This window comes from Streptomyces sp. NBC_01669 (genome assembly GCF_026339735.1).
Taxonomy (GTDB): Bacteria; Actinomycetota; Actinomycetes; order Streptomycetales; family Streptomycetaceae; genus Streptomyces; species Streptomyces yanii.
This window is the reverse complement of the sequence record NZ_JAPEQG010000001.1, coordinates 8,447,474-8,474,222: the sequence shown is the minus strand read 5'-3', so window position 1 is coordinate 8,474,222 and position 26,749 is coordinate 8,447,474. Positions and strand designations below refer to the sequence as shown.

Annotated in this window: 22 protein-coding genes and 1 pseudogene; 15 read left to right on the top strand and 8 right to left on the bottom strand. The window is 71.2% G+C overall.

Features of this window, described 5'->3' with window-relative positions:
- Positions 1–53: 53 nt before the first annotated feature.
- Positions 54–2,387 (top strand): FdhF/YdeP family oxidoreductase, encoded by a 2,334-nt coding sequence (locus OG972_RS37900; RefSeq protein ID WP_266989282.1) that lies wholly within the window; start codon positions 54–56, stop codon positions 2,385–2,387.
- A gap of 36 nt (positions 2,388–2,423) precedes the next feature.
- Here OG972_RS37900 and OG972_RS37895 read toward each other — a convergent pair whose 3' ends face one another.
- The 5 genes from OG972_RS37895 to moaA all read right to left on the bottom strand — a co-directional run bounded on the left by OG972_RS37895 (position 2,424) and on the right by moaA (position 6,434).
- A complete protein-coding gene (locus OG972_RS37895; RefSeq protein WP_266989280.1) occupies positions 2,424–4,205 on the bottom strand; it encodes an FUSC family protein in 1,782 nt (593 codons plus the stop codon).
- Positions 4,206–4,302: 97 nt separating this feature from the next.
- Entirely contained in the window at positions 4,303–4,749 is a 447-nt protein-coding gene (locus OG972_RS37890; RefSeq protein ID WP_266989278.1) for a molybdenum cofactor biosynthesis protein MoaE, read from the bottom strand.
- 55 nt (positions 4,750–4,804) lie between these two features.
- A complete protein-coding gene (locus tag OG972_RS37885; RefSeq protein ID WP_266990981.1) occupies positions 4,805–5,068 on the bottom strand; it encodes a MoaD/ThiS family protein in 264 nt (87 codons plus the stop codon).
- A 94-nt stretch (positions 5,069–5,162) separates the two neighbouring features.
- Positions 5,163–5,417 (bottom strand): DUF6457 domain-containing protein, encoded by a 255-nt coding sequence (locus tag OG972_RS37880; protein WP_266989276.1) that lies wholly within the window; start codon positions 5,415–5,417, stop codon positions 5,163–5,165.
- Positions 5,418–5,453: 36 nt separating this feature from the next.
- Positions 5,454–6,434, bottom strand: a complete 981-nt coding sequence (gene moaA, locus OG972_RS37875) for a GTP 3',8-cyclase MoaA (protein WP_266990979.1) — start codon at positions 6,432–6,434, stop codon at positions 5,454–5,456.
- 752 nt (positions 6,435–7,186) lie between these two features.
- Here moaA and OG972_RS37870 point away from each other — a divergent pair.
- The 7 genes from OG972_RS37870 to OG972_RS37840 all read left to right on the top strand — a co-directional run bounded on the left by OG972_RS37870 (position 7,187) and on the right by OG972_RS37840 (position 15,480).
- Complete coding sequence (locus OG972_RS37870; RefSeq protein ID WP_266989274.1) at positions 7,187–9,478, top strand: FdhF/YdeP family oxidoreductase; 2,292 nt, start codon at positions 7,187–7,189, stop codon at positions 9,476–9,478.
- Positions 9,479–9,568: 90 nt separating this feature from the next.
- Positions 9,569–10,762, top strand: coding sequence for an MFS transporter (locus OG972_RS37865; protein ID WP_266989272.1), 1,194 nt, complete (start codon positions 9,569–9,571; stop codon positions 10,760–10,762).
- A gap of 202 nt (positions 10,763–10,964) precedes the next feature.
- Entirely contained in the window at positions 10,965–11,801 is an 837-nt protein-coding gene (fdhD, locus tag OG972_RS37860) for a formate dehydrogenase accessory sulfurtransferase FdhD (RefSeq protein ID WP_266989270.1), read from the top strand.
- A gap of 63 nt (positions 11,802–11,864) precedes the next feature.
- Complete coding sequence (locus OG972_RS37855) at positions 11,865–12,794, top strand: LysR family transcriptional regulator (RefSeq protein WP_266989268.1); 930 nt, start codon at positions 11,865–11,867, stop codon at positions 12,792–12,794.
- A 623-nt stretch (positions 12,795–13,417) separates the two neighbouring features.
- Positions 13,418–14,410 (top strand): dihydroxyacetone kinase subunit DhaK, encoded by a 993-nt coding sequence (gene dhaK / locus OG972_RS37850; RefSeq protein WP_266989266.1) that lies wholly within the window; start codon positions 13,418–13,420, stop codon positions 14,408–14,410.
- 48 nt (positions 14,411–14,458) lie between these two features.
- Positions 14,459–15,073 carry a dihydroxyacetone kinase subunit DhaL gene (dhaL, locus tag OG972_RS37845; RefSeq protein ID WP_266989264.1) on the top strand — a complete coding sequence of 205 codons (615 nt, stop codon included), beginning with the start codon at positions 14,459–14,461 and terminating at the stop codon, positions 15,071–15,073.
- Positions 15,070–15,480 (top strand): PTS-dependent dihydroxyacetone kinase phosphotransferase subunit DhaM, encoded by a 411-nt coding sequence (locus OG972_RS37840; protein ID WP_266989262.1) that lies wholly within the window; start codon positions 15,070–15,072, stop codon positions 15,478–15,480. Before dhaL ends, OG972_RS37840 begins: the two co-directional genes overlap by 4 nt.
- Before the next feature lie 74 nt (positions 15,481–15,554).
- Here OG972_RS37840 and OG972_RS37835 read toward each other — a convergent pair whose 3' ends face one another.
- A complete protein-coding gene (locus OG972_RS37835) occupies positions 15,555–18,983 on the bottom strand; it encodes a phosphodiester glycosidase family protein (protein ID WP_266990977.1) in 3,429 nt (1,142 codons plus the stop codon).
- Between the two features lie 222 nt (positions 18,984–19,205).
- Between OG972_RS37835 and OG972_RS37830 the strand changes: the two genes are divergently transcribed.
- Positions 19,206–19,703 carry an NUDIX domain-containing protein gene (locus OG972_RS37830; protein WP_266989260.1) on the top strand — a complete coding sequence of 166 codons (498 nt, stop codon included), beginning with the start codon at positions 19,206–19,208 and terminating at the stop codon, positions 19,701–19,703.
- A gap of 315 nt (positions 19,704–20,018) precedes the next feature.
- Positions 20,019–21,302: an MFS transporter gene (locus OG972_RS37825; RefSeq protein ID WP_266989258.1), complete on the top strand. Its 1,284-nt coding sequence runs from the start codon at positions 20,019–20,021 to the stop codon at positions 21,300–21,302.
- Positions 21,303–21,708: 406 nt separating this feature from the next.
- On the opposite strand, the gene OG972_RS37820 is transcribed toward OG972_RS37825, so the two are convergent.
- Both OG972_RS37820 and OG972_RS37815 read right to left on the bottom strand, forming a co-directional pair.
- Complete coding sequence (locus OG972_RS37820) at positions 21,709–22,650, bottom strand: M48 family metalloprotease (RefSeq protein WP_266989256.1); 942 nt, start codon at positions 22,648–22,650, stop codon at positions 21,709–21,711.
- Positions 22,647–23,036, bottom strand: a complete 390-nt coding sequence (locus OG972_RS37815; protein WP_266990975.1) for a BlaI/MecI/CopY family transcriptional regulator — start codon at positions 23,034–23,036, stop codon at positions 22,647–22,649. The genes OG972_RS37820 and OG972_RS37815 overlap by 4 nt, the downstream gene beginning before the upstream one ends.
- Positions 23,037–23,251: 215 nt before the next feature.
- On the opposite strand from OG972_RS37815, the gene OG972_RS37810 reads away from it, so the two are divergent.
- The 5 genes and pseudogenes from OG972_RS37810 to OG972_RS37790 all read left to right on the top strand — a co-directional run.
- On the top strand, positions 23,252–23,920 hold the full coding sequence (locus OG972_RS37810) for a DedA family protein (RefSeq protein WP_266989254.1): 669 nt from the start codon (positions 23,252–23,254) through the stop codon (positions 23,918–23,920).
- Positions 23,920–24,522 (top strand): phosphatase PAP2 family protein, encoded by a 603-nt coding sequence (locus OG972_RS37805; RefSeq protein ID WP_266989252.1) that lies wholly within the window; start codon positions 23,920–23,922, stop codon positions 24,520–24,522. The genes OG972_RS37810 and OG972_RS37805 overlap by 1 nt, the downstream gene beginning before the upstream one ends.
- Positions 24,519–25,214, top strand: coding sequence for a phosphatase PAP2 family protein (locus tag OG972_RS37800; RefSeq protein WP_266989250.1), 696 nt, complete (start codon positions 24,519–24,521; stop codon positions 25,212–25,214). Before OG972_RS37805 ends, OG972_RS37800 begins: the two co-directional genes overlap by 4 nt.
- A gap of 39 nt (positions 25,215–25,253) precedes the next feature.
- Positions 25,254–26,375, top strand: a complete 1,122-nt coding sequence (locus OG972_RS37795; RefSeq protein ID WP_266989248.1) for a bile acid:sodium symporter family protein — start codon at positions 25,254–25,256, stop codon at positions 26,373–26,375.
- Positions 26,376–26,436: 61 nt separating this feature from the next.
- Positions 26,437–26,604, top strand: a pseudogene (locus OG972_RS37790) (transposase); the annotation flags it as partial.
- Positions 26,605–26,749: the final 145 nt, after the last annotated feature.

Genomic DNA, 26,749 nt, shown 5'->3' with positions numbered 1-26,749 from the left:
GTACCAGCGGGCATAGCCTGCCCGAAAGTGCCGTTCTATCCACTCATGCACGCATGGTGGAAGGGTTGAGAGTCTTGAGCGCCAACACTGACGAACAGGAACCCCTGGAGCCCCGCGTGGGACCCACCCCCGAGGAGGATCCAGAGTTTCACCCCTACCACCATCCCGCCGCAGGCTGGGGCGCGGCCAAGAGCGTGACCCGTTTCCTGGTGCGCGAGGGTGCGCTGGTGGACGGGCCGCGGGCGATCATGCGGATGAACCACGAGAACACCGGGTTCGACTGTCCGGGCTGCGCGTGGCCGGACGACACCAAGGGTCTGCACCTGGACATCTGCGAGAACGGGATCAAGCACGTCACCTGGGAGATGACCCGCAAGCGGGTCGGGCGCGAGTTCTTTGCCGCGCACTCGGTGACGGAGCTGGCCGGGTGGAGCGACTACGACCTGGAGAACCAGGGGCGGTTGACCGAACCGATGGTCTACGACCCCGATACGGACCACTACGTCCCGATCAGCTGGAAAGACGCGTTCGAGGTGGTCGGCCGTACCCTGCGCGGCCTCGACAACCCCAATCAGGCGTCGTACTACACCTCCGGCCGGCTCGGCAACGAGGCTACGTTCCTCTACCAGTTGATGGCCCGTGAACTGGGCACCAACAACCTGCCGGACTGCTCCAACATGTGCCACGAGGCCAGCGGCCGCGCCCTCCAGGCGTCCCTGGGAACCAGCAAGGGGACCGTCGACCTCAAGGACTGGGAGGCGGCCGACGCGCTGTTCATCCTGGGCGTCAACGCCGCCTCCAACGCGCCTCGGATGCTCACCGCCCTCGCCGAGGCCTACCACCGCGGCGCCCAGATCGTGCACATCAATCCGCTCGTCGAGGCGGCGGCCACACGTACCATCGTCCCGCACGACTTCACGGACATGGCCCTCTTCAAGACGACCCGCACCAGCACGCTGAACCTGCAGCCCCGCATCGGCGGCGACATGGCCCTGCTGCGCGGCATGGCCAAGGCGATCCTGGAGCAGTCCGAATCCGACCCCAAGGCTCTGGACCAGGAGTTCATCGACCGCCACACCGCCGGCTTCGAGGAATACCGCGCGTTGTGCGAGGCCACTTCGTGGGAGGAGATCGAGAACCAGTCCGGGCTGAGCCGCGCCGACATCCTCAAAGCGGCGCGCGTGTACGGCGAGGCCGACCGAAGCATCGTCAGCTGGTGCCTGGGCATCAGCCAGCACGAGCACGGCGTCGACACCGTCCGGGAGATCGTCAACCTGCTTCTGCTGCGCGGCAATCTGGGACGCGAAGGAGCGGGCCCCTCCCCCGTACGAGGGCACAGCAACGTCCAGGGCAACCGCACCTGCGGCATCGACCACCGCCCCACCGACGAGTTCCTGGACCGCCTCGCCGAGGTCTGCGATATCGAGCCGCCCCGTGAGCACGGCCTGGACACCGTCCACACGATCAAGGCGATGCACAGCGGCGATGTGAAGGTGTTCGTCGGCATGGGCGGCAACTTCGCCCTCGCTGCGCCGGACACCCCGTACACCTACGCAGCGCTGCGCAACTGCGACCTCACCGTCCAGGTGAGCACCAAGCTGAACCGCAGCCACGTCGTCCACGGCCGCCAGGCCCTCATCCTGCCGTGCCTCGGCCGTACCGAGAAGGACCATCAACGCAAGGGCATCCAGAGCACGTCCGTCGAGGACTCGATGAGCATGGTCCACCTCTCGATCGGGATGAAGCGCCCCGCCTCCTCGCACCTGCTGTCCGAGCCGGCCATCATCGCCGGCATGGCCCGGGCCGCCCTGCCCGACAGCGCCACGCCCTGGGAGCGGTACGTCGAGGACTACGACCGCATCCGCGACACCATGGCCAAGGTCCTCGACGGCTTCGAGGACTTCAACCGCCGCGTGCGCCTGCCGCTCGGCTTCCGCATCAAGCAGCCCGCTCGTGAACTGGTCTTCCTCACCCCGTCCGGACGCGCCGAGTTCTCCACCGCCGCACTGCCCGACGTCGTCCCGGCTCCCGGCACCCTGGCGCTGGGCACCGTGCGGTCCCACGACCAGTGGAACACCACCATCTACTCCGACAACGATCGCTACCGCGGCATCAAGAACCTGCGCACGCTCGTCTTCATGAACCGGGCCGACATGCGCGAGCGCGGCATCACCGACCTCGGCCCGGTCGACATCACGAGCACCGCGAAGGACGGCAGTCAGCGGTCCCTCAGCGGCTACCTCGCCGTCCCCTACAACATCCCTCGCGGCTGCGCGGCCGGCTACATGCCCGAGATGAACGTGCTGTGCGCACTCGGCGACTACAGCACCCAGAGCGACCAGCCGATCATGAAGCACGTCAAGGTCACCATCAGCCCCGCCGCCTGAAGCAGGGAGCGCGCACCGGCGGCACGCCGCGTGGCATCACCGTCCCCGGACGAGCCGCTCCAGGAGGTGATAGGCACGCTGCTCCGCGGCGGCGAGTTCGGTGGGATCGATCTCCGCCGGCCAGAGCTCGCCCGCCGCGGCGTCGTCGGCCTCCCGCAACTCCACCACAGCTGCCGCCAGGTGCGTCTGGACGATCGGGTACGACGGCTCCGAGCGGACGTCCAGCACCTGCTCGGCACGCTCGGACGCCACCGTGCACGCGGCCAGCGCGCGCTCCGCTCGGACCGCCGCGTGGTCGTGGACCACCAACAGCGCGCACGCCAGCGCGATGGCGATCCCGAGGAGGCTGCTCAGCGCCCGGTCCTCGACGAGGGCTCCGGCAGGTGAGGGAGAGGCCAGGTCGGACAGCAGCAGAGCCAGCGGCGTGAGGAAGACGACGCCGAGACCGTAGTTGCGCGCCACGACGTACTCCAGCAGGAACTCCAGGAGCACGATCACCAGGACGAGGACCACAGGGTCGGGGCGCGCGGACAGCACGCCGAGAGCGAGCATCAGTCCGGCGACCGTGCCCAAAGTGCGCTGGACGGCGCGCTGTGCCGCGGTGCGGACGTTGATCGAATGCAGCACCGCGGCGGCGGAGATCGCCGCCCAGTAGGCGTGGCCGAGGCCCAGAAGAAGGGCCGCCCCTCCGGCAAGACCGGTGCCGATGGCCATCCGCAGGGCGGGAACGAGCAGGACCGACACGTGGCCGGGGCCGCCGGGGCGCCGCCCCGTCACCAGTTCCGCGGCGCGCAGTTCGGCGGCGCGCCGGGCCGTCGGATCGGCCGGAACCGGCTCGGGGCCCGCCACGGAGGCCATGCCGGCCTGGGCGACCAGGGACGGGGGCGACAGCTCGGGCAGGAGTCGCGGAACCCGGTGGCGACGGCTCACGAGCAGGCGGACCTGGCGGCGCAGGTCCCGCGCCAGGCGGGTGGGGTCGTCCGGCGGCCGGCGGGCGGCGCCGATCAGCAGCGACCAGGAGAGGTCGGTCAGACGGACGCACGTGCCGCCCCGGCCGCCCCGCTCGGCGGCTGTCGGAGGCAGGAGACCCAGAGTCCGATACGCCTGTAGAACAGCGGCCGTCGCCCGGTGCCGGACGAGCCCGCTTCCGTCCCCCGCGCCGGTTGCCTCCACCAGGTCCGCGAGCTCGCGCAGAGCCGCGGCCACCGCGAGACGCTGTGGACGATCCGGGTGCACGAACCAGCCCGACACGGCCAGTACCCAGGCCACGGCCGCACCCAACGCGGCCAGGGCGGTATGGGGAAGGACGTCGGCCGGGGCCGGCGAACCATTGGCCGCCACGGCGAAGGAGAAGAGCAGCAGCACCGCGCCCAACCCACTCAGGCGCGCCGCGTCACAGGCGAGTTTCGCGATCCCGGCCACCGCGGCCATCGCCGCGACCACCACGGCGGCACCTGCTCCCCCGTCCCGTGGATGGGCCCACGCGGCGAGTGCCGAACCGCAGCCCACGCACGCCGTCATGGCTGCCGCGACCAGCGCGAGCACGCGGGCACGGCGCGCGTAGGGCAGGTTGCGGCCGAACGTGGTGGTGAAGGAGCCCAGCATGGCGTAGACAGCCTGGTCGGCCCGCCCGGCCAGTGCCATGGGCAGCGCGGGCAGCGCCATGGCCAGCGCGGCACGCAGGGCGAAGGACAGGGCACCGTCCACGCTCTGCAGGGCGAGCGCGCCACGCGGGGAGAGCGCGCGCCCCACACGGGCTGCCGAACGCCTCCGGCTGCTCCCGATCACAGCAGTGAACAGAAGACGCAAACGGGGCATACGCGGTGTATATCACCTGCGTCTGCTGCCGGGCGGGTCATGGAGCGCTGAAGGCACGGGTGTGCCGGGGAGGCCCGCGCCGGTGGCACGGCGGCGCTCAGCACGCGCCGACCCACTCCTCGTCACCGTCCGCGAAGATCTGGTGCTTCCAGAGGGGCACCTCGTGCTTCAGGTCCTCGACCAGGCGGCTGCAGGCGGCGAACGCCTCCCCGCGGTGCGGGCAGGAGACGGCCGCGATCACCGCAATGTCGCCGACAGCCAGATGGCCCATCCGATGTACGGCGGCGAGAGCGCGGACCGGGAAGTCGGTGGCGGCCTTCTCGGCCACCCGGCGCAGCTCGCGCCCGGCGCTGGGGTGGGCACTGTACTCGAGGGAGGCCACCGACTTGCCGCCGTCGTGGTCGCGCACGGTGCCGACGAAGACGGCGGTGCCGCCTGCGGCGTCGTCGCCCACCGCCGCGTACACCTCGTCGAGGGAGAGCGGGGTGTCCCTCAGTTCGAGCAGGCGGATGGGGTGACGGGGGGCGTCCGGCATGTTCGTCATGATTCAGATCCTGGGGAAGAGCGGCGTGGGGCGGGTTCGGAGCGCGGCAAGGGCCTCAGCCGCCCGCGAACGGGGGCAGTATCTCGACCGTTCCGCCTTCGGCCAGAGGGACCGCGGCATGGTCGCGGCCGCCGACCGGGTGGCCGTCCACGAGGAACGAGCAGTATCCGAGCACCTGGGCGAAGCGCGGCCGGTCGGCGTGGCGGGACCGGGCCTGCTCCAGTGCCTCCGCGAGTGTCGCCGCGCGGTAGGACTCCTCCGTCGCGCCGGCCTCCGCCTTCGCCGCCGCCCAGTAGCGGATGGTGCCGGCAGGCGTCATCGATGTGTCCACGGCTGTGCCTCCTGTGGTGGATGGTTGTGGGTCCGGGCCGCCCGCTGTGGCGTGCCGCCCGCGCCGCTCATACGCGCCGTGGTCATGCGGTCCCCGAATCACTCTCGCGCTCCGCCGCCCAGCGTTCCGCCGGCGCCGCCACCCTGTGGTTGGCCGCGGCGACCGCCTCGGGCCCGCCACCCGCGCGGGCTGCGGCACAGCCGACCGGAAACGCCGTCAGCGGAGCGGCGGGGCGCACACCATGGGCGTCGACCTTGGTCATGTCGAGCAGTCCGGCCATGTCGACATCGAGGTCGACACCCGGTTCGGCCTCGGCCGCGGCGATCCATTGACGCATCCAGCTCACCGCTTCCTCGGTTCTCGTCTTCCTTCGTCAGCCGCCGATGGCCGACATGGGGCGCTCCGGGCGGCGGAACTCCGGGCTGTTGATGGCGTGGCCGGGGCCCTTGCCCCCGACCGAGGTCCGCCAGGCCGCCTCCAGTGCCGCGTCGTCGGCGCCGCCGCGGAGCAGTGCGCGCAGGTCGGATTCCTCGGTGGCGAAGAGGCAGTTGCGCAGCTGCCCGTCCGCGGTGAGCCGCACCCGGTCGCAGCTGCCGCAGAACGGGCGGGTGACACTGGCGATGACCCCCACCACCGCGTCCGTGCCGGCGATCCGCCACTCCTCGGCGGGCGCGTTGTCCTGCCGCCCGACCGGAACCAGGTCGAGCCGCTCGCCGAGGCGTTCCAGGATCTCCTCGGCGGTGACCATCCGGTCGCGGTCCCAGGCGCCTTGCGCGTCCAGGGGCATCGACTCGATGAACCGCATCCGGTAACCGTGTTCGACGGCGAAAGCAGCCAGATCGGCAATCTCGTCGTCGTTGACCCCGCGGACCGGAACCGCGTTGATCTTGACCGGGGAGAGGTCCGCGGCACGGGCGGCGTGCAGTCCGTCGAGCACGTCGGTGAGCCGGTCGCGCCGGGTGATCGCGGCGAACCGCTCGGCGCGCAGGGTGTCCAGGCTGAGGTTGACCCGGTTCAGCCCGGCCTCGCTCAGGGCGGCGGCACTGCGCGCCAGGCCGATGCCGTTGGTGGTGAGCGACAGTTCAGGGGCCGCGTCCAGGGCGGAGAGGCGGGCGACCAGGCCGGGCAGGCCCCGGCGCAGCAGCGGCTCACCACCGGTCAGCCTCACCTTGGTGATCCCCAGGCGCTGGATGGCGACGCGAACGAGGCGCACGACCTCGTCGTCGGTGAGCACTTCGGCACGGGGCAGCCAGCCCAGGCCCTCGGCGGGCATGCAGTACGTGCACCGCAGGTTGCACCGGTCGGTGAGGGACACCCTCAAGTCCGTGTGGACCCGGCCGAAGCGGTCCACCAGCGGGGCCGGGCTCGGGGCAGCGGTGAGCCGCCCGGCGGAGTGGTGCCGCAACGAACCGGTCCGGGCGGGGTCGCTGCGCTGGTCGGGGTGCGGTCGGGGCACGGTCTGCCTTCTTCCTCTGCCCGGAGGCAGTCATGCGGTGCGAGATCGGGCGTGGCTGCGCAGGCGGGGGCAAGGGGCTTCATGGCGCGTCGGGTTTCACGGGGCGTCGGCGAAGTCGGGTTCGGGGGTGTAATGGGCCGCCTGGGCAGGGATGTGTGGCCACGGCCGCCACCACGGTGGCGCCGGAGCAGCGGAACGCCCAGCCCTCGCGGCCCTGGCCAAAACCAGGTCCACGGCAGGTCTCTCCTCACTCCACGGTGCCGCCCGGAAGGCGATGACGTTCACTGCTTCACGAACTGCCGCCGAGATATCAGACGCCGGAATTCGACCCTGTTTCCCTTCATTGCCGGCACCGGATTAATCGCTCGCCGATCACCCTCGGCGAATTCCCCGAAGAAGTCAAAGAGGGATTCTCGATTACGTGATCGGCGGCGCTTATCTGGCCGCACAGACTGCCTGTGACCTGCGCTCGGCGAGGTAATAAGCCGCACCTATCAGCTCATCGAAAACCCCTCTTTGACTTTCCGTCGGGGCTCGGCGGAAGCTGCTCCGGCGGCGGGAGCTGGACATTCGCAGACGGCGCACGCGAGTACGCGAGTATTCGACGCACGATCCTGGCCGGTACACAGGGAAAAGAGGCAGACCAGATCATGAGCGGCATCGAGGACCCGAGCGACGACCTGAGGGTCACCCCGCCCAAGACCTGGGCGACGGGCCTGCCCGCGGTGACACACGCGCTGGAGTACTCCCTGGGCCAGACGTCCGTGCGCCGCACCGCACTGACGCTGCTGAACATCAACCAGCCCAAGGGCATCGACTGCCCGGGCTGTGCCTGGCCCGAGCCCGCGCCGGGCAAGCGGCACATGAACGAGTACTGCGAGAACGGCGCCAAGCACATCAACTACGAGGCCACCTCACGGCGCGTCACACGGGACTTCTTCCGCGAGCACTCGGTCGCCGAGCTCGACGCCAAGTCCGACTACTGGCTCAACCAGCAGGGCCGGCTGACCGAACCCATGGTCAAGCGGCCCGGCGCGACCCACTACGAGCCGATCGGCTGGGACGAGGCGTTCGGCCTGCTCGCCCAAGAACTCCGGCGGCTGGACTCCCCCGACGAGGCGCTGTTCTACGTCTCCGGCCGGCTGAACAACGAGGCCGCCTTCCTTCTCCAGCTCTTCGCCCGCGCGTACGGCACCAACAACCTGCCGGACTGCTCCAACATGTGCCACGAGTCCAGCGGGTTCGCGATGCAGGAGTCGCTGGGCACCGGCAAGGGCAGCGTTTCCCTGGACGACATCCACAACGCCGACCTGATCTTCGTCGTGGGGCAGAACCCGGGCACCAACCACCCCCGGATGCTCTCGGCGCTGGAGGAGACCAAGCGCAACGGCGGGCAGGTCGTGGCGGTCAACACGCTGCCCGAGGCCGGACTGATGCGCTTCAAGCACCCGCAGAAGGCCCGCGGGGTGCTCGGCCGCGGCACGCCGATCGCCGACCAGTTCCTGCACATCCGCGCCGGCGGCGACCTCGCGCTGTTCCAGGCCCTGAACCGGATGCTGCTGGAGGCCGAGGACGCGGCGCCGGGCACCGTGCTCGACCAGGACTTCATCCGGACCCACAGCACCGGCTTCGCCGAGTTCGCCGAGCACGCGCGGAAGGTCTCCTGGGAGGACGTCCTCACGGCGACCGGGCTGTCCCGCGAGGAGATCCAGCAGGTGCACGACCGGGTCCTGCGGAGCAAGAAGATCATCGTGTGCTGGGCGATGGGGCTCACCCAGCACAAGCACGGGGTGCCCACCATCCGTGAAGTCATCAACTTTCTGATGGTGCGCGGCAACATCGGCAGGCCCGGCGCGGGTGTGTGCCCGGTGCGCGGCCACAGCAACGTCCAGGGCGACCGCACCATGGGCGTGTGGGAGCAGATGTCGCAGGAGTTCCTCGACGCCCTGGAGCGCGAGTTCGGCTTCACCCCACCCGCCCATCACGGACTGGACTCGGTGAACGGCATTCGGGCCATGTACGAGGGCCGGGCCAGGTTCTTCCTCGGCGTCGCCGGAAACTTCGTACGGGCCACCCCCGACAGCGCGGTCACCGAGGCGGCCATGCGTAAGTGCCGGCTCACCGCGCATATCTCCACCAAGCTCAACCGCTCCCACACCGTGTGCGGCGACACGGCCCTCATCCTCCCCACCCTGGGCCGCAGCGACCGGGACTTCCAGGCCGGCGGCGAGCAGTTCATCACCGTCGAGGACTCCATGAGCGAAGTCCACGCCTCCCGGGGGAAGCTGCCGCCCGCCTCCCCCCACCTGCTCAGCGAGGTCGCGATCATCAGCCGGCTGGCGCGCAGGACCCTGGGAGACGAACCGTCCATCCCCTGGGAGCAGTTCGAGGATGACTACGGCACCATCCGCGACCGGATATCCCGTGTCGTGCCGGGGTTCGAGGACTTCAACGCCCGGGTGGCCGAGCCCGGCGGCTTCAAGCTGCCCAACCCGGTGAACGAGGGGGTCTTCCGCACCCCGAGCGGCAAGGCCGTCTTCACCTGCAACGAGTTCACGATGCCGCAGGTCCCCGAGGGGCACCTGCTGCTGCAGACTCTGCGCTCGCACGACCAGTGGAACACCATCTGGTACGCCCCGAACGACCGCTACCGCGGCATCCACAACGCCCGCCGGGTCGTGCTCGTCAACCCCGCCGACCTGGACGCCCTCGGCATCGCCGACCGCGAGGTGGTGGACCTGGTGAGCGTCTGGCACGACGGGAAGGAACGCCGCGCGGAGAGCTTCCGGGTCGTCGCCTACCCCGCCAGCCGCGGCTCCGCGGCGGCCTACTACCCCGAGACCAACGTCCTGGTGCCGCTGGACAGCGTCGCCGACATCAGCAACTGCCCCACCTCCAAGGGCGTCGTGGTCCGCCTGGAACCCGCACGCGGCACCGAATGAGCCGGCCCCGTGTTCCCCCGAGGTCAGGGAAGAGCCACCGCACCTCGAGAACCGGCACGAAGCACCTCGTTCAGAAAGGTACTTTCCGGCATGCCCGCATCTCACGCCGCGCGCCCTTGGCTTCCGACGGCTGCCGCGGTGTTCGTCGGCGGCTGGGGAGCGAACCAGTTCACCCCACTCGCCGTGGTGTACCGGACCCAGGAGCACTGGCCCCCTGTCCCGGTCGCCGCCATGTTCACCACCTACCTGCTGGGAATGCTCCCCGGCCTGCTGCTCGGCGGCCCGGCCGCGCAGCGACTTGGAAGACGGCGTGTGGTGCGGCTCGCGCTGGCGTTGTCCGCCGCTGCCAGCACCCTTCTGGCGGCGGCGGCCGTGGACCAGACCGCCGTGTACGTCAGCCGCCTGGCCACCGGCGTCGCGGCAGGCGTCATCCTGACCGCGGGCGCCACCTGGCTGCGGGAACTGTCCGCCGGGGCGCTGCGCCCCGCCGCCGGTGCCCGCCGCGCGACCTACGCCACCGGTGGCGGCTTCGCCACCGGAGCGCTGACGGCCGGCGCCCTGGCCGAATGGCTGCCGCACCCGATGGTGGTGCCCTGTCTCGTGCACTCACTGCTGGCCCTGCTGGTGCTCGGCGCGACCCGCCACGTGCCGGAGACCTCGCCGGTAACCCCCGGCGCCGGGGTGGAGCCGCTCACCGCGGGCCTGTGCCGCGGGGCCGTCAGGCACCCCCGGTTCATGCGGGTCGTACTTCCGGCGAGCCCGGCGGTCTTCACCGCGTCCACCGTGGCGTACGTCGTGCTGCCGCCGCTGGTGGCCGACCGAGTTCCGGGGTACGCGCCGGTGTTCAGCGGCCTGGTGACGGCACTGACGCTCACGGTGGGCCTCGCCGTCCAGCCCCTGGCCGCCCGGCTGGATCACGCGCGCAGCGCGCGGGCGACACTTGCCGCGATGGTCGCCGTGATCGGCGGCCTTCTGGTGAGCGCGTGCGCCGTGTACTGGAACTCCGCGGGCCTCGTGCTGGCCGCGGCGGTCTTCCTCGGGGCCGGGTACGGCCTCACCCTGGCCTCAGGACTGAGAGAGATCGAACGGCTGGCGCCGTCGAAGGACCGAACCTCGGCGGCATCGCTCTATCACGGCGCCACCTACAGCGGCTTTCTCACGCCGCTCCTGCTCGCCGTCACAGCCGGGGCCGCTTCCTACCCGACCCTGCTCGCGGGCCTGGCAGCCGCGGGCCTGCTGTGCCTGGTCATCACGGCACGGTACAGCCGTCGGGACCTGCCGTGACGGCGGGGAAGGACTGCGGGGTCCGCCGCAGGTCATACCGTCGACGGTCGGGCAGCGGCCGAACCGTCGACGCCAGAGCCGCGGCCGGCGGCGCCGCGGTGACACCGTCCGGTTCGCCCATCCGTGGTCGAACCAGTCCACCGATGAACCGGCTCAACCGCACAACAGCCTCGGAGCAGGGCTCCGAGGAGAGGAGCGAATCATGGGACGAGTGACCGTGCGGCGGCGCGTACTGCGCATCCGGGAAGGGGAGCCCTCCCATCGCCCCGACACCCTGGCCGCCGAGGAGCCGATGGAGATCCGCGTCGGCGGACGGCCGCTGACCGTGACGATGCGCACGCCGGGCGACGACTTCGACCTCGCGGCCGGGTTCCTGGTGAGCGAGGGCGTGGTGCACGCCGCCGACGACGTGGCCGGGATCCGCTACTGCGCGGGCGCCACGGCCGACGGCGGCAACACCTACAACGTGGTGGATGTCGCCCTGGCCCGAGGCGTGGCTGCCCCGGACCCTTCGCTGGAGCGGAACTTCTACACCACGTCCTCGTGCGGGCTGTGCGGCAAGGCCAGCCTGGACGCGGTGCGCACCACGGCGGCCTGGTCCGTCGCCGAGGATCCGCTGCGCATCGGACCGGAGGCGCTGACGGCCCTGCCCGACCGCCTGCGGGCGGCCCAGCGGGTGTTCGACAGCACCGGCGGTCTGCACGCCGCCGGACTGTTCAGTGCCGAGGGCGAGCTGCTGTGCCTGCGGGAGGACGTCGGCCGGCACAACGCCGTGGACAAGGTCGTCGGCCACGCCCTGCGGTCGGGACTGCTGCCGCTGCGCAAGACGGTGCTGATGGTGAGCGGCCGGGCCTCCTTCGAGCTGGTGCAGAAGGCGGTGATGGCCGGAATCCCCATGCTGGCGGCCGTGTCCGCCCCCTCCTCGCTCGCCGTGGACCTCGCCGCGGAAAGCGGGCTGACGCTGGTCGGATTCCTGCGCGGCGCCTCGATGAACGTCTACACCGGCGCCGAGCGCTTGCAACCACAGCCCGTGGCCTGACACGTACCGACACCGCGGCGACGCCGATTGGCTTTCCGACGAGTGGTCCGGTAGACCCATGGGGTGCTGTTCCGTCAACTCGAGTACCTGGTTGCCCTCTCCCGGGAGCGCCATTTCGCCCGTGCCGCCCAGGCCTGCTACGTCTCTCAGCCCGCTCTCTCCGAGGCCATCCGGAAGCTCGAGGAAGAGCTGGATGTACCGCTGGTCCGGCGCGGCCGCAAGTACGAGGGCCTCACGCCCGAGGGCGAACGCATCGTGGTGTGGGCGCAGCGGATCCTCGCCGACCGGGACGCCCTCAAGAGCGAGGTCGGCGCCCTGCGCAACGGTCTGAGCGGCAGGATGCGGGTCGGCTCGGTCCCGACCGCGTCCGGCGCCGTCGCACAGCTGACCGGCCCGTTCTGCGTGGCGCATCCCCGGGTCACCGTGGAGGTCATAGCGGACCTCCAGTCGGAGGACATCCTCCGGCAGCTTCAGAACTTCGAGATCGACGCCGGAATCACGTATCTGCACAGAGGTCTTTCCGAGAACTTCCAGGCGGTCCCGCTGTACGAGGAGCGGTACGTGCTGCTGACCGACGTCGCCGACGGCCTCGCCCATGGGACGACGGCGACCTGGGCGGAGGCGTCACGGCTGCCGCTCTGCCTGCTGACCGAGGCCATGCAGGGGCGTCAGGTGCTGGACAAGGTGTTCGCCGAGGCCGGGCTGCGGCCGACGCCCCGGGTCGAGACCGATTCCGTGGGTGCCCTCTTCGCCCATGTCAGGACGGGGCGGTGGGCCAGTATCGTGCCGCACACCTGGCTGCATGTGTTCGGCGTGCCGCACGGCATGCGGGCAGTGCCGATGGTCGAGCCCGCCCGGACGGTGCCGGTCGGGCTGGTGGTCACCGCCCGGGAGCCGGGATCGGTCATGGCCCGCGCCCTCACGGAGATCGCGCGCCGCACCGATGTGGCCGCCGCCCTGGAACGCCTCCCCGGAGACCCCGGACCGCAGTAGACAACGGGCCGCACTGGGGGGCAGTGCGGTCCGTTGTCGTACGGCCACGGCTCGAAGGACGAGCGCCACTATTTCGCGTCGGTACGAGGTGGTCGCGCCGCCCGGGGTGGTCTGCGAGGCGACCAGCCCGGGCGGCGCCGTGCCACCGCCGACCGCGCTCATGCTGTGCACCATCACAGCCCGTCGCGCCACCGCCAGGGGCGCAGATGGATGAGCCGATCACCACGGCTCGCCATCGCTCCCGCAATACCGGCAGCCGGCCGACCCGGCCGGCTCGAACGTGCGCCTCACCGCGCCCTGTAATCGGGCCTCGAGGAGCAGCGCCCTGCCGCCATCGATCTCGCCGGTGGCATAGCCGACGGGACGCACCGATCGCCGCGGTCTGTGATCGTCGGCCCAAACCGCCGATACTGCTGAAGGCGCTGGGTCTGCACCTGCAAACCGGTCGAACCCGGCCAGCCACCTGACACCCCGTCACGAAAGTCGGCATCGGGTCGGCATCAGTACCGCCACCCACCGCTACCGAGGCCGACAACCGCCAAGATCTACAACTGACGTCACCCACTCCGACCAGGAAAGACACCGGTCACAGTGACATCTGCCAGCGCTGCCAGGAGACACGTATGAGAATGCTGATCAACGTCCCCGAGACCGTCGTAGCGGACGCCCTGCGCGGCATCGCCGCTGCCCATCCCGAGCTGACCGTGGATGTGGACAACCGTGTCGTCGTACGGCGTGACGCGCCCGTCGCCGGAAAGGTGGGGCTCGTCTCCGGGGGCGGGTCCGGGCATGAGCCGTTGCACGCCGGGTTCGTCGGGCCCGGGATGCTGTCCGCCGCCTGTCCCGGGGAAGTGTTCACGTCGCCCGTTCCGGACCAGATGGTGCGCGCCGCAGCCGCCGTCGACAGTGGCGCGGGGGTGCTGTTCGTCGTCAAGAACTACACCGGCGATGTGCTGAACTTCGAGATGGCCGCCGAGCTCGCCGAGGACGAGGGTGTGCAGATCGCGAAGGTGCTCGTCAACGATGACGTGGCCGTGACGGACAGTCTGTTCACGGCCGGGCGGCGGGGCACGGGGGCGACCCTGTTCGTCGAGAAGATCGCCGGGGCGGCGGCCGAGGAGGGTGCGCCGCTGGAGCGGGTGGAGGCCATCGGCCGGCGGGTGAACGAGGCGTCGCGGAGTTTCGGGGTGGCGCTGAGCTCCGTCACCACGCCGGCCAAGGGCTCCCCCACTTTCGATCTGCCGCCGGGCGAGCTCGAACTGGGCATCGGCATCCACGGCGAGCCGGGGCGCGAGCGGCGTCCGATGATGACGTCGGGGGAGATCGCGGACTTCGCAGTGGACGCGATTCTGGAGGATCTGCGGCCGGACAATCCGGTGCTCCTGCTGGTCAACGGGATGGGGGCGACGCCGTTGCTGGAGCTGTACGGGTTCAATGCCGAGGTGCAGCGGGTGCTGTCCGAGCGGCATGTCGTCGTGGCTCGTACGCTCGTGGGGAACTATGTGACCTCGCTCGACATGGCGGGCTGTTCGGTGACGCTCTGCCAGGTGGACGAGGAGCTGCTGCGGCTCTGGGACGCGCCGGTCGAGACGCCCGCGCTCCGCTGGGGCCGTTGAGCAGCGGCCGTGCGCCCATGACGTTGTTCCAGGGACAAGGAGATCCATGTGCTCGACGTTGATTTCTTCCGCCGGTGGATGGCCGCCGCCGCGGCCGCTGTGGACCGTGAGGCGGACCGCCTCACCGAGCTCGACTCTGCGATCGGGGACGCCGATCACGGCAGCAATATGCAGCGTGGATTCGCCGCGGTGACCGCGGTGCTGGAGAAGGAGGACCCGCAGACGCCGGGGGCCGTACTGGTGCTTGCGGGGCGGCAGTTGATCTCGACGGTCGGCGGGGCGTCGGGGCCGTTGTACGGGACGCTGCTGCGGCGTACGGGGAAGGCGCTGGGCGATGCGCCCGCCGTGACGGATCAGCAGCTGGCCGAGGCGTTCGCCTCGGGTGTCGCCGCCGTGGGACAGCTGGGCGGTGCGCAGGCCGGGGACAAGACGATGCTCGACGCGCTGCTGCCGGGTGTGGAAGCGCTCGGTACGTCGTACGCCGCTGCCCGGGAGGCGGCCGAGGCGGGTGCGACCGCGACCGTGCCGATGCAGGCGCGCAAGGGCAGGGCCAGCTATCTGGGTGAGCGGAGCATCGGGCATCAGGATCCGGGGGCGACGTCGTCCGCGCTGCTGATCGCCACGCTGGCGGAGTCGTACGAACGCGGTGGAGGCGGCTCGTGAGCGAGGAGAAGCAGGTAGGAATCGTGCTGGTGTCGCACAGCGGGCCGGTGGCCGAGGCGGTGGCCGAGTTGGCCAAGGGGCTGGCAGCCGGTGGTGCGACGGCGCCCGTGGCCGCGGCCGGCGGTACGCCGTCGGGTGGGCTCGGCACCAGTGCGGAGCTCATCGCCGAGGCGGCCCGGAAGGTCGACGGCGGCGTGGGCATCGCGGTGCTGGTCGACCTGGGCAGTGCGGTGCTCACGGTCAAGGCGATGCTGGCCGAGGGAGACGAACTGCCGGACGGGGCACGGCTGGTGGACGCACCGTTCGTGGAGGGCGCGGTCGCCGCACTGGTCACGGCGTCGGCGGGCGGTGATCTTGCCGCGGTGGAGGCCGCGGCGACCGAGGCGTACGGCTACCGCAAGTTGTGAGAGACCGGAAGTACGGGGTCCCGCACCCGGTCGTGGAACCGGGTGCGGGACCGCCGTGCGGTGCGCGTGTTGCGTCAGGCTGCCGTGGCGGTGCCCGCCGCGGCGATCCGGATCCGGGTCAGCTGCGTCGTGCCGTTGACCGTCACCGCGAGCGTGATCGTGCCCGGCCGAAGCGCCGTGAGGGTGCCGGTGGACGGGTCGAAGACCGCTGTGTGCCGGTGGCGGGCGCTGTCCCGGTCGCCGATGTGGACGTTCGGTGACCCGGTCCAGTCGGCGGCCAGCGGGAACGCGACCGGGACGCTGCGGGTGCCCTGGGTGACGGTCGCCGTGATCTTCGCGGTGTGTCCCGCGCCGAGCACGGACGGGGCGTCCAGGGTCAGCGTGTCGACATGCGCCCGGGTCTGCACCGAGACCCAGTCGGGCGTGCCCCGCCACGGCTTCTCCCGCGCGGCGGCCTGTTCGCCGGGCGAGACGTGGTCCGCGCCGACGAGGGACCAGCCGGTGAAGCCTCCCTCGTCCGCCGGTCCGGCCGGTGCCTTCCCGGAGTTGCCGTTGATCAGGTACGGCACGCCGTCGACGTGCGAGGCGTGGAAGACCCCGACGTGGCTGCCGATGAATGCGGCGCCCTTGCCCGTCGTACGGCGGAAGTCGGCGAGCCACTGTTCGACCAGGGCCGCCTCCTTGCGGTCCCCGAGCTGGCTGCCCTTCTGAACCGTCGGGTCGCGCGGCGGAACGTGCTCGATCAGCATCACCGAGTCGACGTCAGGGTCCTTCGCAGCCGCGTCGAGCTGGGCGCGCACCTCCTTGATCTGGGCGAAGCCCCCGCCGCGCAGGGTGAGGCTGGAGGTGTCGAGCGTGATGATCCGGGTGCCCTTGTGGTCGAACGTCCGCTGGGCGGGACCGAATTGGGTGATGAAGTTGTCGATCTTCCCGCCCATCACTTCGTGGTTGCCGGGCACGTAGTACCAGGGCAGGGAGTCGCCGAGTTCCTCGGTCAGGATCTGGCGCGCGAAGGCGAGGTCCGCCGGTGATCCCTCGTCGACGAGGTCGCCGTTGATGACCAGGAAGTCGGGCCGCGCCGCTTTGATCTCTCGCAGGGTGCGCCGCGCCTGGGTGACGATGGCGCTGTCGGGGTCGCGGGCGACGAACTGGGCGTCCGACATCACCGCGAACTGCCAGTCCCGGGCTTCGGTGACTGCGGCCGGATCGATCAACGGATCAATGGTCACGGCCTGTTCGGGCAGGTCGACGGTGGGCGGCACCTGGGCGGTGAGGTCGTCGATGACGATCTCACCGGTGTACTGCTGGGCGGCCGCCGTCTCGGCGAGGTAGAAGCGGTACACGCTGAGCGGCATGGCCGCGCCCGTCGGCACGGCGAAGGTGACCTGCCGCCAGCCGGTCCAGGTGACGTACGGTCCGCGGAGCAACTGGTCGGAGCCCGCGGCGTCCTTGAGGTGCAGCGTCGGCCAGGCGCCCTTGCCGTCGCCCTTGATCCAGAGCTTGAACGACTGGGGCTGTCCCGGCACGGTGACCGGCTGGGGCGGGGCGGCGTACGCGGCGCGCGTCGCGGTCGACCGGGTGAAGTCGTACGTGAGTCCGAGTCCAGTGCCGGTGTGGCCGTCGGGGGTGGCGAAGAGGGATCCGCTCGCCCGGGCCTGGCTGAACTTCCAGGACCCGGCGTCGTCGAAGTCGGAGACCGCCTGCTCGGCGAGGCCGACGCTGACGGCGAGGACAGTGGTGGTGCCCGCGACGGTCGCCCTGATCTGTCCGGCGCCGCCGCCGGTGCGTGAGGTGACGGTGAAGTTGCCCTTGCCGTCATCACGGATGTCGAAGAGCGCGTGGTCGTAGTCGAGGGTGACGTCGCGGGGTTCGACGGGGGCGCTGGTGCCGTGCGCGTCGAGTCCGACGATGCCGAAGGTACCGGTGGCTTCGGCGTTCGCGAGACCCACCCGCTGTGTGGTCGGCTGGATCCGGGCCAGCCTGTCGAGGACGGTCAGCGCGGTGCTGCCGCGGGCGGATCCCAGTTCGGCGCGCGCCTCCGTGGTGCCGCTGTGGCGTGCGGTGAAGAGCCCGTTGCCGTCGACCGTACCGACGTTGTTGCGGGCGGTGTGCCAGTGCGGGATGCCGGTGGCAGGGCCGTACGTCTCGTCGTATCCGGTCGCGGTGAGGCTGCGGGTGAGTCCGGGGAAGACCCGCTCGGGGTGGCCGCCCTTGACGGGGTCGACGCCTGGTGCGGTACCGGCCGGGGTTCGGGTCTCGACCCAGAAGCCCTTGAGGCGGCCGCTGCCGTCGGGGGCGGTGAGGGCGAGGCCGTTGGGGACAGTGCGCTCGGTGCCGTCGGACGGGCTGTTCTCCACCTGCAGCGCGTCGCTGCCGGGCACACGCGCGACGAGGGTCGAGGAGCCGCCGCCGTCCAGGTTGAGCGCGCTGTACGAGCCTGCCCGCCGCATCATCTGGCCGAGTTCGGTGAGTGTGACACCGCCGCTGTCGGCCTGCCGGCCGTCGATGGTGAGGATCTGCATCGTGCTGCCGTCCTGAGAGAAGCCGACGGCGGTGCGCGGGGCGGCGGTGTTGTTGCCCTCTCCGTCGTGGTTCTGCGCGACGCCGTCGACGACGAGGAGTTCCCGGCCACCGACGGCGGTGCGGGGTACGTCGCCGCTGTCGGTGCGTGCCCGGTAGGTCAGCGACACGGGGTCGCCCGGCCGGAGCAACGTGAGTGCGGCGGCTCCGGCCTCGCGTCCGACGAGGACCGTGGTGTCGTCGGGGACGGCGCCGGAGCCGGGGGTGTCCGACACGGAGACGACCTTGCCGTCGCGTACGACCGCTTCGGCGACGGGAGTCGCCTTGTCGACAGTGAGTGCACGGTCTGCGGTTCCCCAGGCCGGGGTGTAGGCGCCCACTCCCCCGCTCGGCACATTGGCGGCGTTGTAGGCGGTGAGCGGCCGCTGTCCGGAGGGCAGGGTGAGTGTGCCCTCGAAGTACAGGTTCAGGATGCGGCCCGCGCTGCCGGGGCCGATGCCGACCGCCCGGTTGACTCCAGGGGCGGGTGACTGGACGGGCACGCCGTCCTTGATTCCGACGCCTTCGGGCGCACCGGTCTGGTTGATGTCGAAGAAGTCGGCGTTGATCGCGGCGACGGTCCGGCGGCCGGGGCCCGCGTCGTGTCCGGCGGCGAGTTGCGAGACCGTGCGCCGGTCGGAGACCTTGCCGGTGGAGAGGTAGTCGGCCTGTACGCCACTGCCGTCGAGGTCGACGGAGAGGGAGTCGACGCGCAGCCACTTGTCGGATTCGAGCCGGTCGTACGAGCTGAGGCGGACTCCGGGGGCGACCGGGCGCGCGGTGCGGGCGGTCTCGATGCCGTCGCCGTCCACGACGGATCGGGAGTCGCCTGCCGCATGGCTCGCTGCCGGCGGGGCGACGGGTCTGAGTACTTCGGCGGAGTTACGGGGTCGGGGGTCGGGGGTCGAATCGGCGACGGCAGGGGCAACGGCTCCCACCGTCATCGCGGACACCGCCGCGAGGAGCACGAGCGGACGCGTTGCTTTGCCGACTATGCCAGGGCCCACAAATCCTCCTGGAATGGCGATGGTTGCGCGGGCAGTAAGCGCTGTCGGCGGACAGCATGGCCGCGCGCACCGCCACGCACCAGAGGGCCTCGGGAACCTCAGGGGAAACAGGGTGCGGCGAGTCGATGACACCCCTGATCATTGGGAAGACTTGACGACATGTCGTCTCAGAAGCGCAGTGCGGGTCTTCTCCTGTTCCGGTCGACGGACGGGGGCGCCGGGTTCGAGGTGTTCCTCGGGCACATGGGCGGCCCCTTCTGGGCGGGCCGCGACGTTGCCTCGTGGTCCGTCCCCAAGGGTGAGTACGGGCCCGGAGAGGAACCCGAGGCCGCTGCCCGCCGTGAGTTCGAGGAGGAGTTCGGCCATCCGGCGCCGGACGGGGAGTGGGTGCCGCTCGGTGAGTCCCGCCAGGCGGGAGGCAAGACGGTGGTGGTGTGGGCTCTGGAGGGTGATGCCGATCCGGCCCGGGCCGAGCCGGGTACGTTCACCATGGAGTGGCCCCGGGGGTCGGGCGTGCAGCGGGAGTTCCCGGAGATCGACCGGTTCGCCTGGTGGACACCGCAGGAGGCGGCGGAGCGTCTCGTCGCCGGCCAACGGGTCTTCGTCGACCGGCTGCGGGACCATGTGCGCGGCGGGCAGGCGCCGGACGGGCACTGAGCCGCTGCGCGCGGGCCGCCCGGTCGCGGAACGGCGATACGGAAACCCCGTAGCCGAAAGGACGTTGGGACTCGCGGGTCACTTCCGTTGTTCACCGGCCGTGGTGACGGGCAGTGTGCGCCTCACGCTCTGCCCCGGGTCGGCGATCGAGGATCCGCCGTTCAACCGGGGAAGGTCCCGGCTGCGGCCCGGCACAGCCCTCGGCCGAAGTGACGAGAAAGCACAGCCGCGGGCCACCTCACACCCTCACAGAACAACGTGTTGACCTGCAGAAATCGGGTGTGCGCCGCACAAGTCCCCCATACGCTCCTCGATATGTCTGAACCCGCCGTCAACGGCCCTTCATCGGAAGGGTCACGCCCGCTGTGGCGTGACCGCAACTTCGGCATCTTCTGGGTGGCGCAGACCCTCTCGGTCGTCGGGGACTCGTTCGCCCTGATTGCGCTGCCGCTGTTGGTGCTGCACGCGACGGGATCCGTGGCGCAGATGGGCCTGCTCACCGCCGTAGCCGGCGCGGCCTCGCTCCTCGCAGGGGTTTTCGCCGGCGTCGTGGTGGACCGGGTGGACCGCAGGAAGCTGCTGATCGCGTGCGATGTGGTCCGCATGGCGCTGTACGCACTGATACCGCTGGTATGGGCGTTGGGCCCGCAGACCTGGCTGCTCTACGTGCTGCTGCCTCTGGGTGAGGCTGTCGGGATGCTGTTCTCCGTCACGTACGTCACCGTCGTCCGCAGCCTGGTGGGTGGCCGGCGGATCACGGAGGCCAACGGAAGACTCAATGCGACGGCCGCAGCGGCTGGGGTGATCGGCCCGCTGTGCGCGGGCGTGGTGGCGGGTTGGTTCGGCCCGGCAGCCGCTGTCGGCGTGGATGCGGCGAGCTTTGGTCTGTCGGCAGCCTGTGTGAGCTTCGTACGGTTCCCGGGCGGCACGCGCGCGGCTCGGACCAGCGCGGCGCCGGAGGCAGGAGCGGCTCGGCCGAGGCTGTGGGACGACCTGCTGGCCGGGGTGACCTTCCTGCGCCGACACCCCGTGCTGCGAGCGTTGACCGTCCTTCTGACCGTCTTCAGTTTCCTGACTCTCGGCCTGAACGACCTGCTCATCTACCACCTCAAGCACGACCTCGGCCAGAGCGACAGCGCGGTCGGAACCGTCTTCGCAGCCGGAGCGATGGGCACGATCACCGGAGCCCTCCTCGTGGCCCCGGTCCGCCGCAGGCTCGGCTTCGGCGCAACATGGATCGGCACCGTCGCGGTCTGCGGACTCGCCGTGGCGGGCATCGGCCGGGCCGACAGCGTGGCAGGCACTGCCGTCTTGACCGCAACATTCCTGGGCTGCACCAGCATGGCGGGCACGTGCTCGATGTCCTTACGCCAGGAAGTGACGCCTGAGCACTTGCTGGGGCGGGTGACCTCGGCGTTCTGGACCATCCATTATTCGGCAGCCCCGGTCGGCGCGGCCGTTCTCACCTGGGCCGCACAGCGCCATGGAACGGCACCGGTGGGTCTGGCCGCCGGCGTCTGCTGCCTGCTCATCGCGGCAGTGGCTCTGCTTTCCCCAGTCCGCCGGCCCCGTCCGGAGGGGATACCTGGCCACCCCTGACCGGCGTCGCGCATGGCCCGGGAACCTCGGATGGCGTGCCCGTACGGCCGGATGTCCTGCGGATCAACGGTTCGACAACACTCGCTCGGTCTCAGGCCGTGCGCACCGCTGGCGCGCCGAACCCTTGGGCGATGAAAGCACTCGACTTCGGCCGGGGTCGACGCGTCGGCCAGGCCAGGCGTCGTGGCCGCCGATGCCGCGGGCGACGGCTTCGATCACACCTTGTACTCGGCCGTGTCGGATGCCCCGTCCGCCGACCAGGTGGCGCAGTCCCGGCCCGGGATCTTGTAGAGGGTGAGCAAGCACGGGCACCGCGTGCCGCCGTGTCGCGTCGCCCACGACGGCTGCCGACTTCTGAGGCGGATGGGAGAACGTGCGCCACGCACGCCGCAGGCACCTCGCCGGGTCAGCGCTGCGGGACCTCGCCCTGGGCGACCTCGATGCTGCTGTGCAGATCGTTCGTCGCTTCGAGTGCGGCGGCCCCGGACAGGATCAGGCAGGCCAGCAGCGCGGCCGCCGCGGCGCGGCCGACGCCCGGCCGGTGGGTGGCCCGGCCGAGCAGCGCCGCGACCCGGCGCGGAACGGGGCCCGCCGCCGCGGCGAGCGCCACGCGAGGGCGCGCCCGCACCCCTTCCGCCGCCCGAGCGGCGAGCGCCGCGCGGCCGATCGCGCGCGCGGCGACCCGCCGGTCGCCGACAGCGACGGCCGCGGCCTCGTCGGCGCAGCGCTCCAGTGCGTAGCCCATGGGCGCGCGCAGCGAGCGCAGAGCGGGATGACAGAGGGCGGCGAGCTCGGCAGCGGCGAGGAAGAGGTGGTGACGGCCCGCGAGATGGGCACGCTCGTGCGCGAGCAGGGCGTCCCGTTCGGCGGGGTCCAGGGCGCGCAGCATGCCGGTGGTGACGACGATCCGGCCAGGGCTGCCCGGGAGCGCGGGCAGCGCATAGGCGTCGGGGCGGCTGTCGCGCAGGACGGCCAGTTCACCACCGGAGCACTCGGCCGACTGCCTGGCGCGCTGCAGCTCCACCCAGTGGCGGCGGGCGGTACGGACCACCGCGGCGGTGCAGCCGGACAGCAGGGCCAGGGCGGCGAGGGCGAGCGGGACGGTCACGGCGGCGGGCGCCGCGGCGAGCGGCTTGACGAGTTCACCGACCGCGGCGACCGCGGACAGCTGGGTCGCGCCGGGCACCACCAGCAGCACCAGGGCGAGCGTGCTGCACAGGGCGAGACCCACGGCCGTCGAGGCGAGCAGCCGAACGGCACGCAGGGGCGCCAGGGCGTCCGCCAGACGGCGCGCGGCGGGAACCGCGACGAACGGCATGAGCAGGGGAACCCATACGGCGTAGATCATCGGGCGTCTCCGTCGAGCAGTTCGCGGAGCAGCTGCTCGTCCTCGTCGGTGAGCTGCGAGACGAATCGGGCCAGCACGGTGCTGCGGTCCTCTTCCTTCTGCAGTTCGCTGTGCATCCGGCGGGCAGTGAGGCCGGGCGCATCCTCGGTGGGGGTGTAGGCGAAGCCGCGCCCGGCGCGGGTGCGGGTGACCGTGCCCTTCTCGTACAGCCGGGTCAGGATCGTGGTGACGGTGGTGCGGGCGAGGGGCGCGCCGAGGGCGCCCTGCACCTGACCGGGGGTGAGCGGGGAGTCAGCCGCCCACAGAGCCGCGAGAACAGTGGATTCCAGCTCGCCGGCCGGTCGCCGTTCCGGCGCCGAGGAGGGCTCCGGTGCCGGTCCGGGCACCGAAGCGGAGGCCTGAGCCGACTCCACGCCCGGCCCAGGGGTCGGCTTGCCGCCCGCGCGAGGGTCCGGATCCTCGCTCGATATCCCCTGCACCTGAGACATGGGAACTCTCCTCCCGCTCCGAGCGTCTACAGTGACGTAGACCGTCTACAGCACTGTAGTCAGTCGGGCGTCCCGTCGGTGCGCCCAGTCACCATTATGGGAGGCCTTCCGCCGTGTCCGTATCCTCACTGGCGGCCGTGCCGCAGGCAGTGAACCTGTTGAACGCAGGATCGCTGCTCGCCACGTTCGGCGCGCTCGGCATCGCGGTCGTGCTGTTCGCGGAGACGGGACTGCTCGTCGGCTTCTTCCTCCCCGGCGACTCCCTGCTTTTCACGGCGGGGCTGCTGAGCGTGCCCGGTACCCACGGCGCGGTCCACCTCTCCTTGCCACAGGTACTCATCGCTGCCGTGGTCGGCGCACTCCTCGGCGCCCAGACCGGGTACTGGATCGGGCGCCGCGGCGGTCGCACCCTGCTGGCCCGGAGCCGGGCCAAGCGGCTGCATGAGGGGGCCGCTCGCGCCGAGGAACTGCTCGAACGGTACGGACACGCGCGCGCGATCGTGCTGGCGCGCTTCGTCCCTGTGGTGCGCACGGTGCTCAACCCGCTGGCCGGGGCGCTCAACGTACCGGCCCGGCTCTTCACGATCTGGCAGATCGTCGGCGGACTGGTGTGGACCGTCGCACTGGTGCTCGCCGGCTACGGACTGGGGTCGTCGGTGCCCAATGTCGACCGCTACCTGCTGCCGATCGTCGCCGTCGTGGTCATTGTCTCCCTGATCCCCCTCGCCGCCGAGCTGATGCGCTCGCGCGGCCGCCGCACCGCCGAAGGAGACCACAGCTGATGCTGCTCGCCTCTGCCGCCACCTCCCTCGACGGTGGCCTCTACACCTGGATCACCGAGCTCGCCCAGCGCTCCCCCGCCGCTCTGGACTCCGCGATCCGTATCTGGTCCGATTTCGGTCTCGCGCTCTTCGCCCTGCTGATGCTCGTCGCCTGGTGGCGGTCCCGCTCCGACGCCCCCGCCCGCCTGGCAATGGCGCTCTGTGCGCCCCTGGTCGTGGTGGCCGCCTATGTGGCCAACGACCTGCTGAAGATGGCCGTCCATGAACAGCGGCCCTGCCAGACCCTGCATGCGGTCACGGTGGAAGCGTGCCCTCCGCTCGGCGACTGGTCCTTCCCCAGCAATCACGCCGCCATCGCCGCAGCCGCGGCGGTCGCGATCCTGCTGACCGACCGCCGACTCGGTGCCATAGCTGTGCCCGCGGCGCTGCTGATGGCCGCGTCCCGGGTCTGGATCGGCGTGCACTATCCGCACGACGTGCTGATCGGGCTGGTCACCGGCGCGCTCGTGGCCTGGCCGCTGACCGTCGCCGCCCGGCGCTTCGCCCCGGTCGTGGTGCGGCTGCGCGAGACCAGGCTGCGCCCACTGGTGGCGGCGCGGTGACCAAGGACGCGGAGGCCGGGCGCCGGGCCGTTGCGGACCCGATCGATCCCTGTATCCGTACGGCGCTCGGGGCCGTACTGATCGGGTTCGTCGGTCTCCTCGGCCTGACGGCGGTGGTCCTCACGGCCCGGCACGGGGCCGTGCTGCCCGTCGATCGGGCTGCGCACGCATGGTCCCTGCACCATCGGCCCTCCGCCTTGGTCACAGTGGCCAGGGCGGTCACGGCGACGGGTACGGGCGTGTTCCCGTACGCCGCCGCGGTGGCCGCCGGACTGATCGCGGGCCGGAACCTGCGTCGCCGTCTGGGGTACGCGACAGGCGCCCTGGCCTTCCTGCTGCTGGGGCAGGCGCTGCGCTACGGGCTGATGGAAGCGATCAACCGGTCCCGCCCGCCGGTGGGCGACTGGGCGACGCACGCCTCCGGGTTCGCCTTCCCGTCCGGGCACGCGACGACGTCCGCGCTCATGGCGGGACTCCTGGTGGTGGCGATCGGCCACCGGACGTACGGGAGCCGGGCCGGCCGCGTCGCCGCCGTCCTGGTCGGCTGCTGGGCCGCGGCCGTCGGGCTGAGCCGGGTCCTGCTCGGGGTGCACTGGGTGACCGATGTGGTGGCCGGCTGGCTGTTCGCCGCCTTCTGGCTGGGGCTCGGAGCCGCGCTGATACGGACGGCACTGCCCGCACACCGCAGGTGACCCGCCGGTCCCGGTCCACCCTCACAGAGGTCCAGTGCGATGCCCCGTCCACCGGTCGTGCCCCTCGTCCGAACCAACCACGTCACGCGTCCGCCCGCGCTCACGCGTGCACTCGCGCTCCTTCAGCACCGGCTGACCTGGGCGATAGTGGCCGCCTACGCCACCGCAGCCCTCTTACCGCAGGCCGGTCTCGCCATGCGGCAGCTGGATCTCGGCGCGGTGTCCGCACCCGGCGGGGCCCGGACGCCTCTCACGCTGCCGTCGCTCCTCCTCGCCTGGCTGCTCTTCACCGCGGCATTACGGGTGCCCGCCCGGGATCTGCCGCGACTCCTGCGCCGACCGCTGCCACTGCTGGTCGGAACTTTCGCCAATACGCTGATCCCGCTCGCACTGCTGCCATGCATGGCGGTGGCGCTCGGGCGGCTCCCCGACACGGACGGCTGCAGCGGGCTCCTCACAGGACTGGCCCTGGTGGGTGCCATACCGGTTGCGGGCGGCGCCACGGTCTGGGGAAGCCGGGCCGGCGGCAACCAGTCGCTGATCGTCGGTATCGTCCTGACCTCCACGCTCCTGAGCCCGTTCACCATCCCGCTGACACTCTCGGCCGCGTCGATGGTGACGGTCGGCCACTACGCACAGGACCTGTCGAGGCTGGCCGCGGTGAACGGCGGGGCGTTCGCGGTGATCAGCGTGATCGTGCCGTGTGCCGCCGGGCTCCTCGTCCAGCAGGTGCTGCCCGCCGGGGCGCTCGCCCGGCATCTGCCGTGGATCGGACTGCTCGGGCTGGTCGACGCACTGCTGCTCACCTACAGCAATGCGTCGGGCGCACTGGGCGGGTTCCTGCTGAACCCACGGCCCGCGCTGCTGGTGGCGTCGGTGGTCGTGGCGGCTGTGCTGTGTGCGGCGTCGTTCGCAATCGGCTGGTGCCTGGCCCGTACAGTACGGGCCGACCCGGCCGACACCGTGGCAATCACGCTCACCTGCGGGATGAACAACAGCAGCGCCGGTGCGGTGCTGGCTGCGACGAACCTTTCCGGCAGCCCCCACGTGCTGCTGCCGGTCCTCGCGTACAGCCTGCTCCAGAAATGCGGTGCCGGTCTGGCCGACTCGATGCTGCGCCGCAGGACCGCCGCGCCCGAAGCCATAGAGGCTGTCCCGTAGTTCCCCTCACGCCTCTCGGGTCTCGAGGGATCCCGGGAGGTGAGGGGTGGCCGACTTCCACGTCAAGGGCGTCAGTTCCAGGTACCTGCGAGCTGAGTACACGGGCCGGATCAACCGGATCGGCATGGGGTCGCTGTTCTGGTCCCGCTCCTACTTCGCGGGATCATGCGGCGGTGCACCGTTGACCGTGATCCGCCAGTACATCGAAGGGCAGAAGCGACCTGCCTGACCGTCACCCCAAGGCGCAGCGAACTCCGGCGCTTCGCGCCTCCGGACCAAGGATGCGTTTCCCTCCCCGGCTGAAGCCGGGGATACCCACGCAAGATCAGGGATGGAGTACCGGTGGGACCGCGCTGTCACGCCCGGGATTGTGC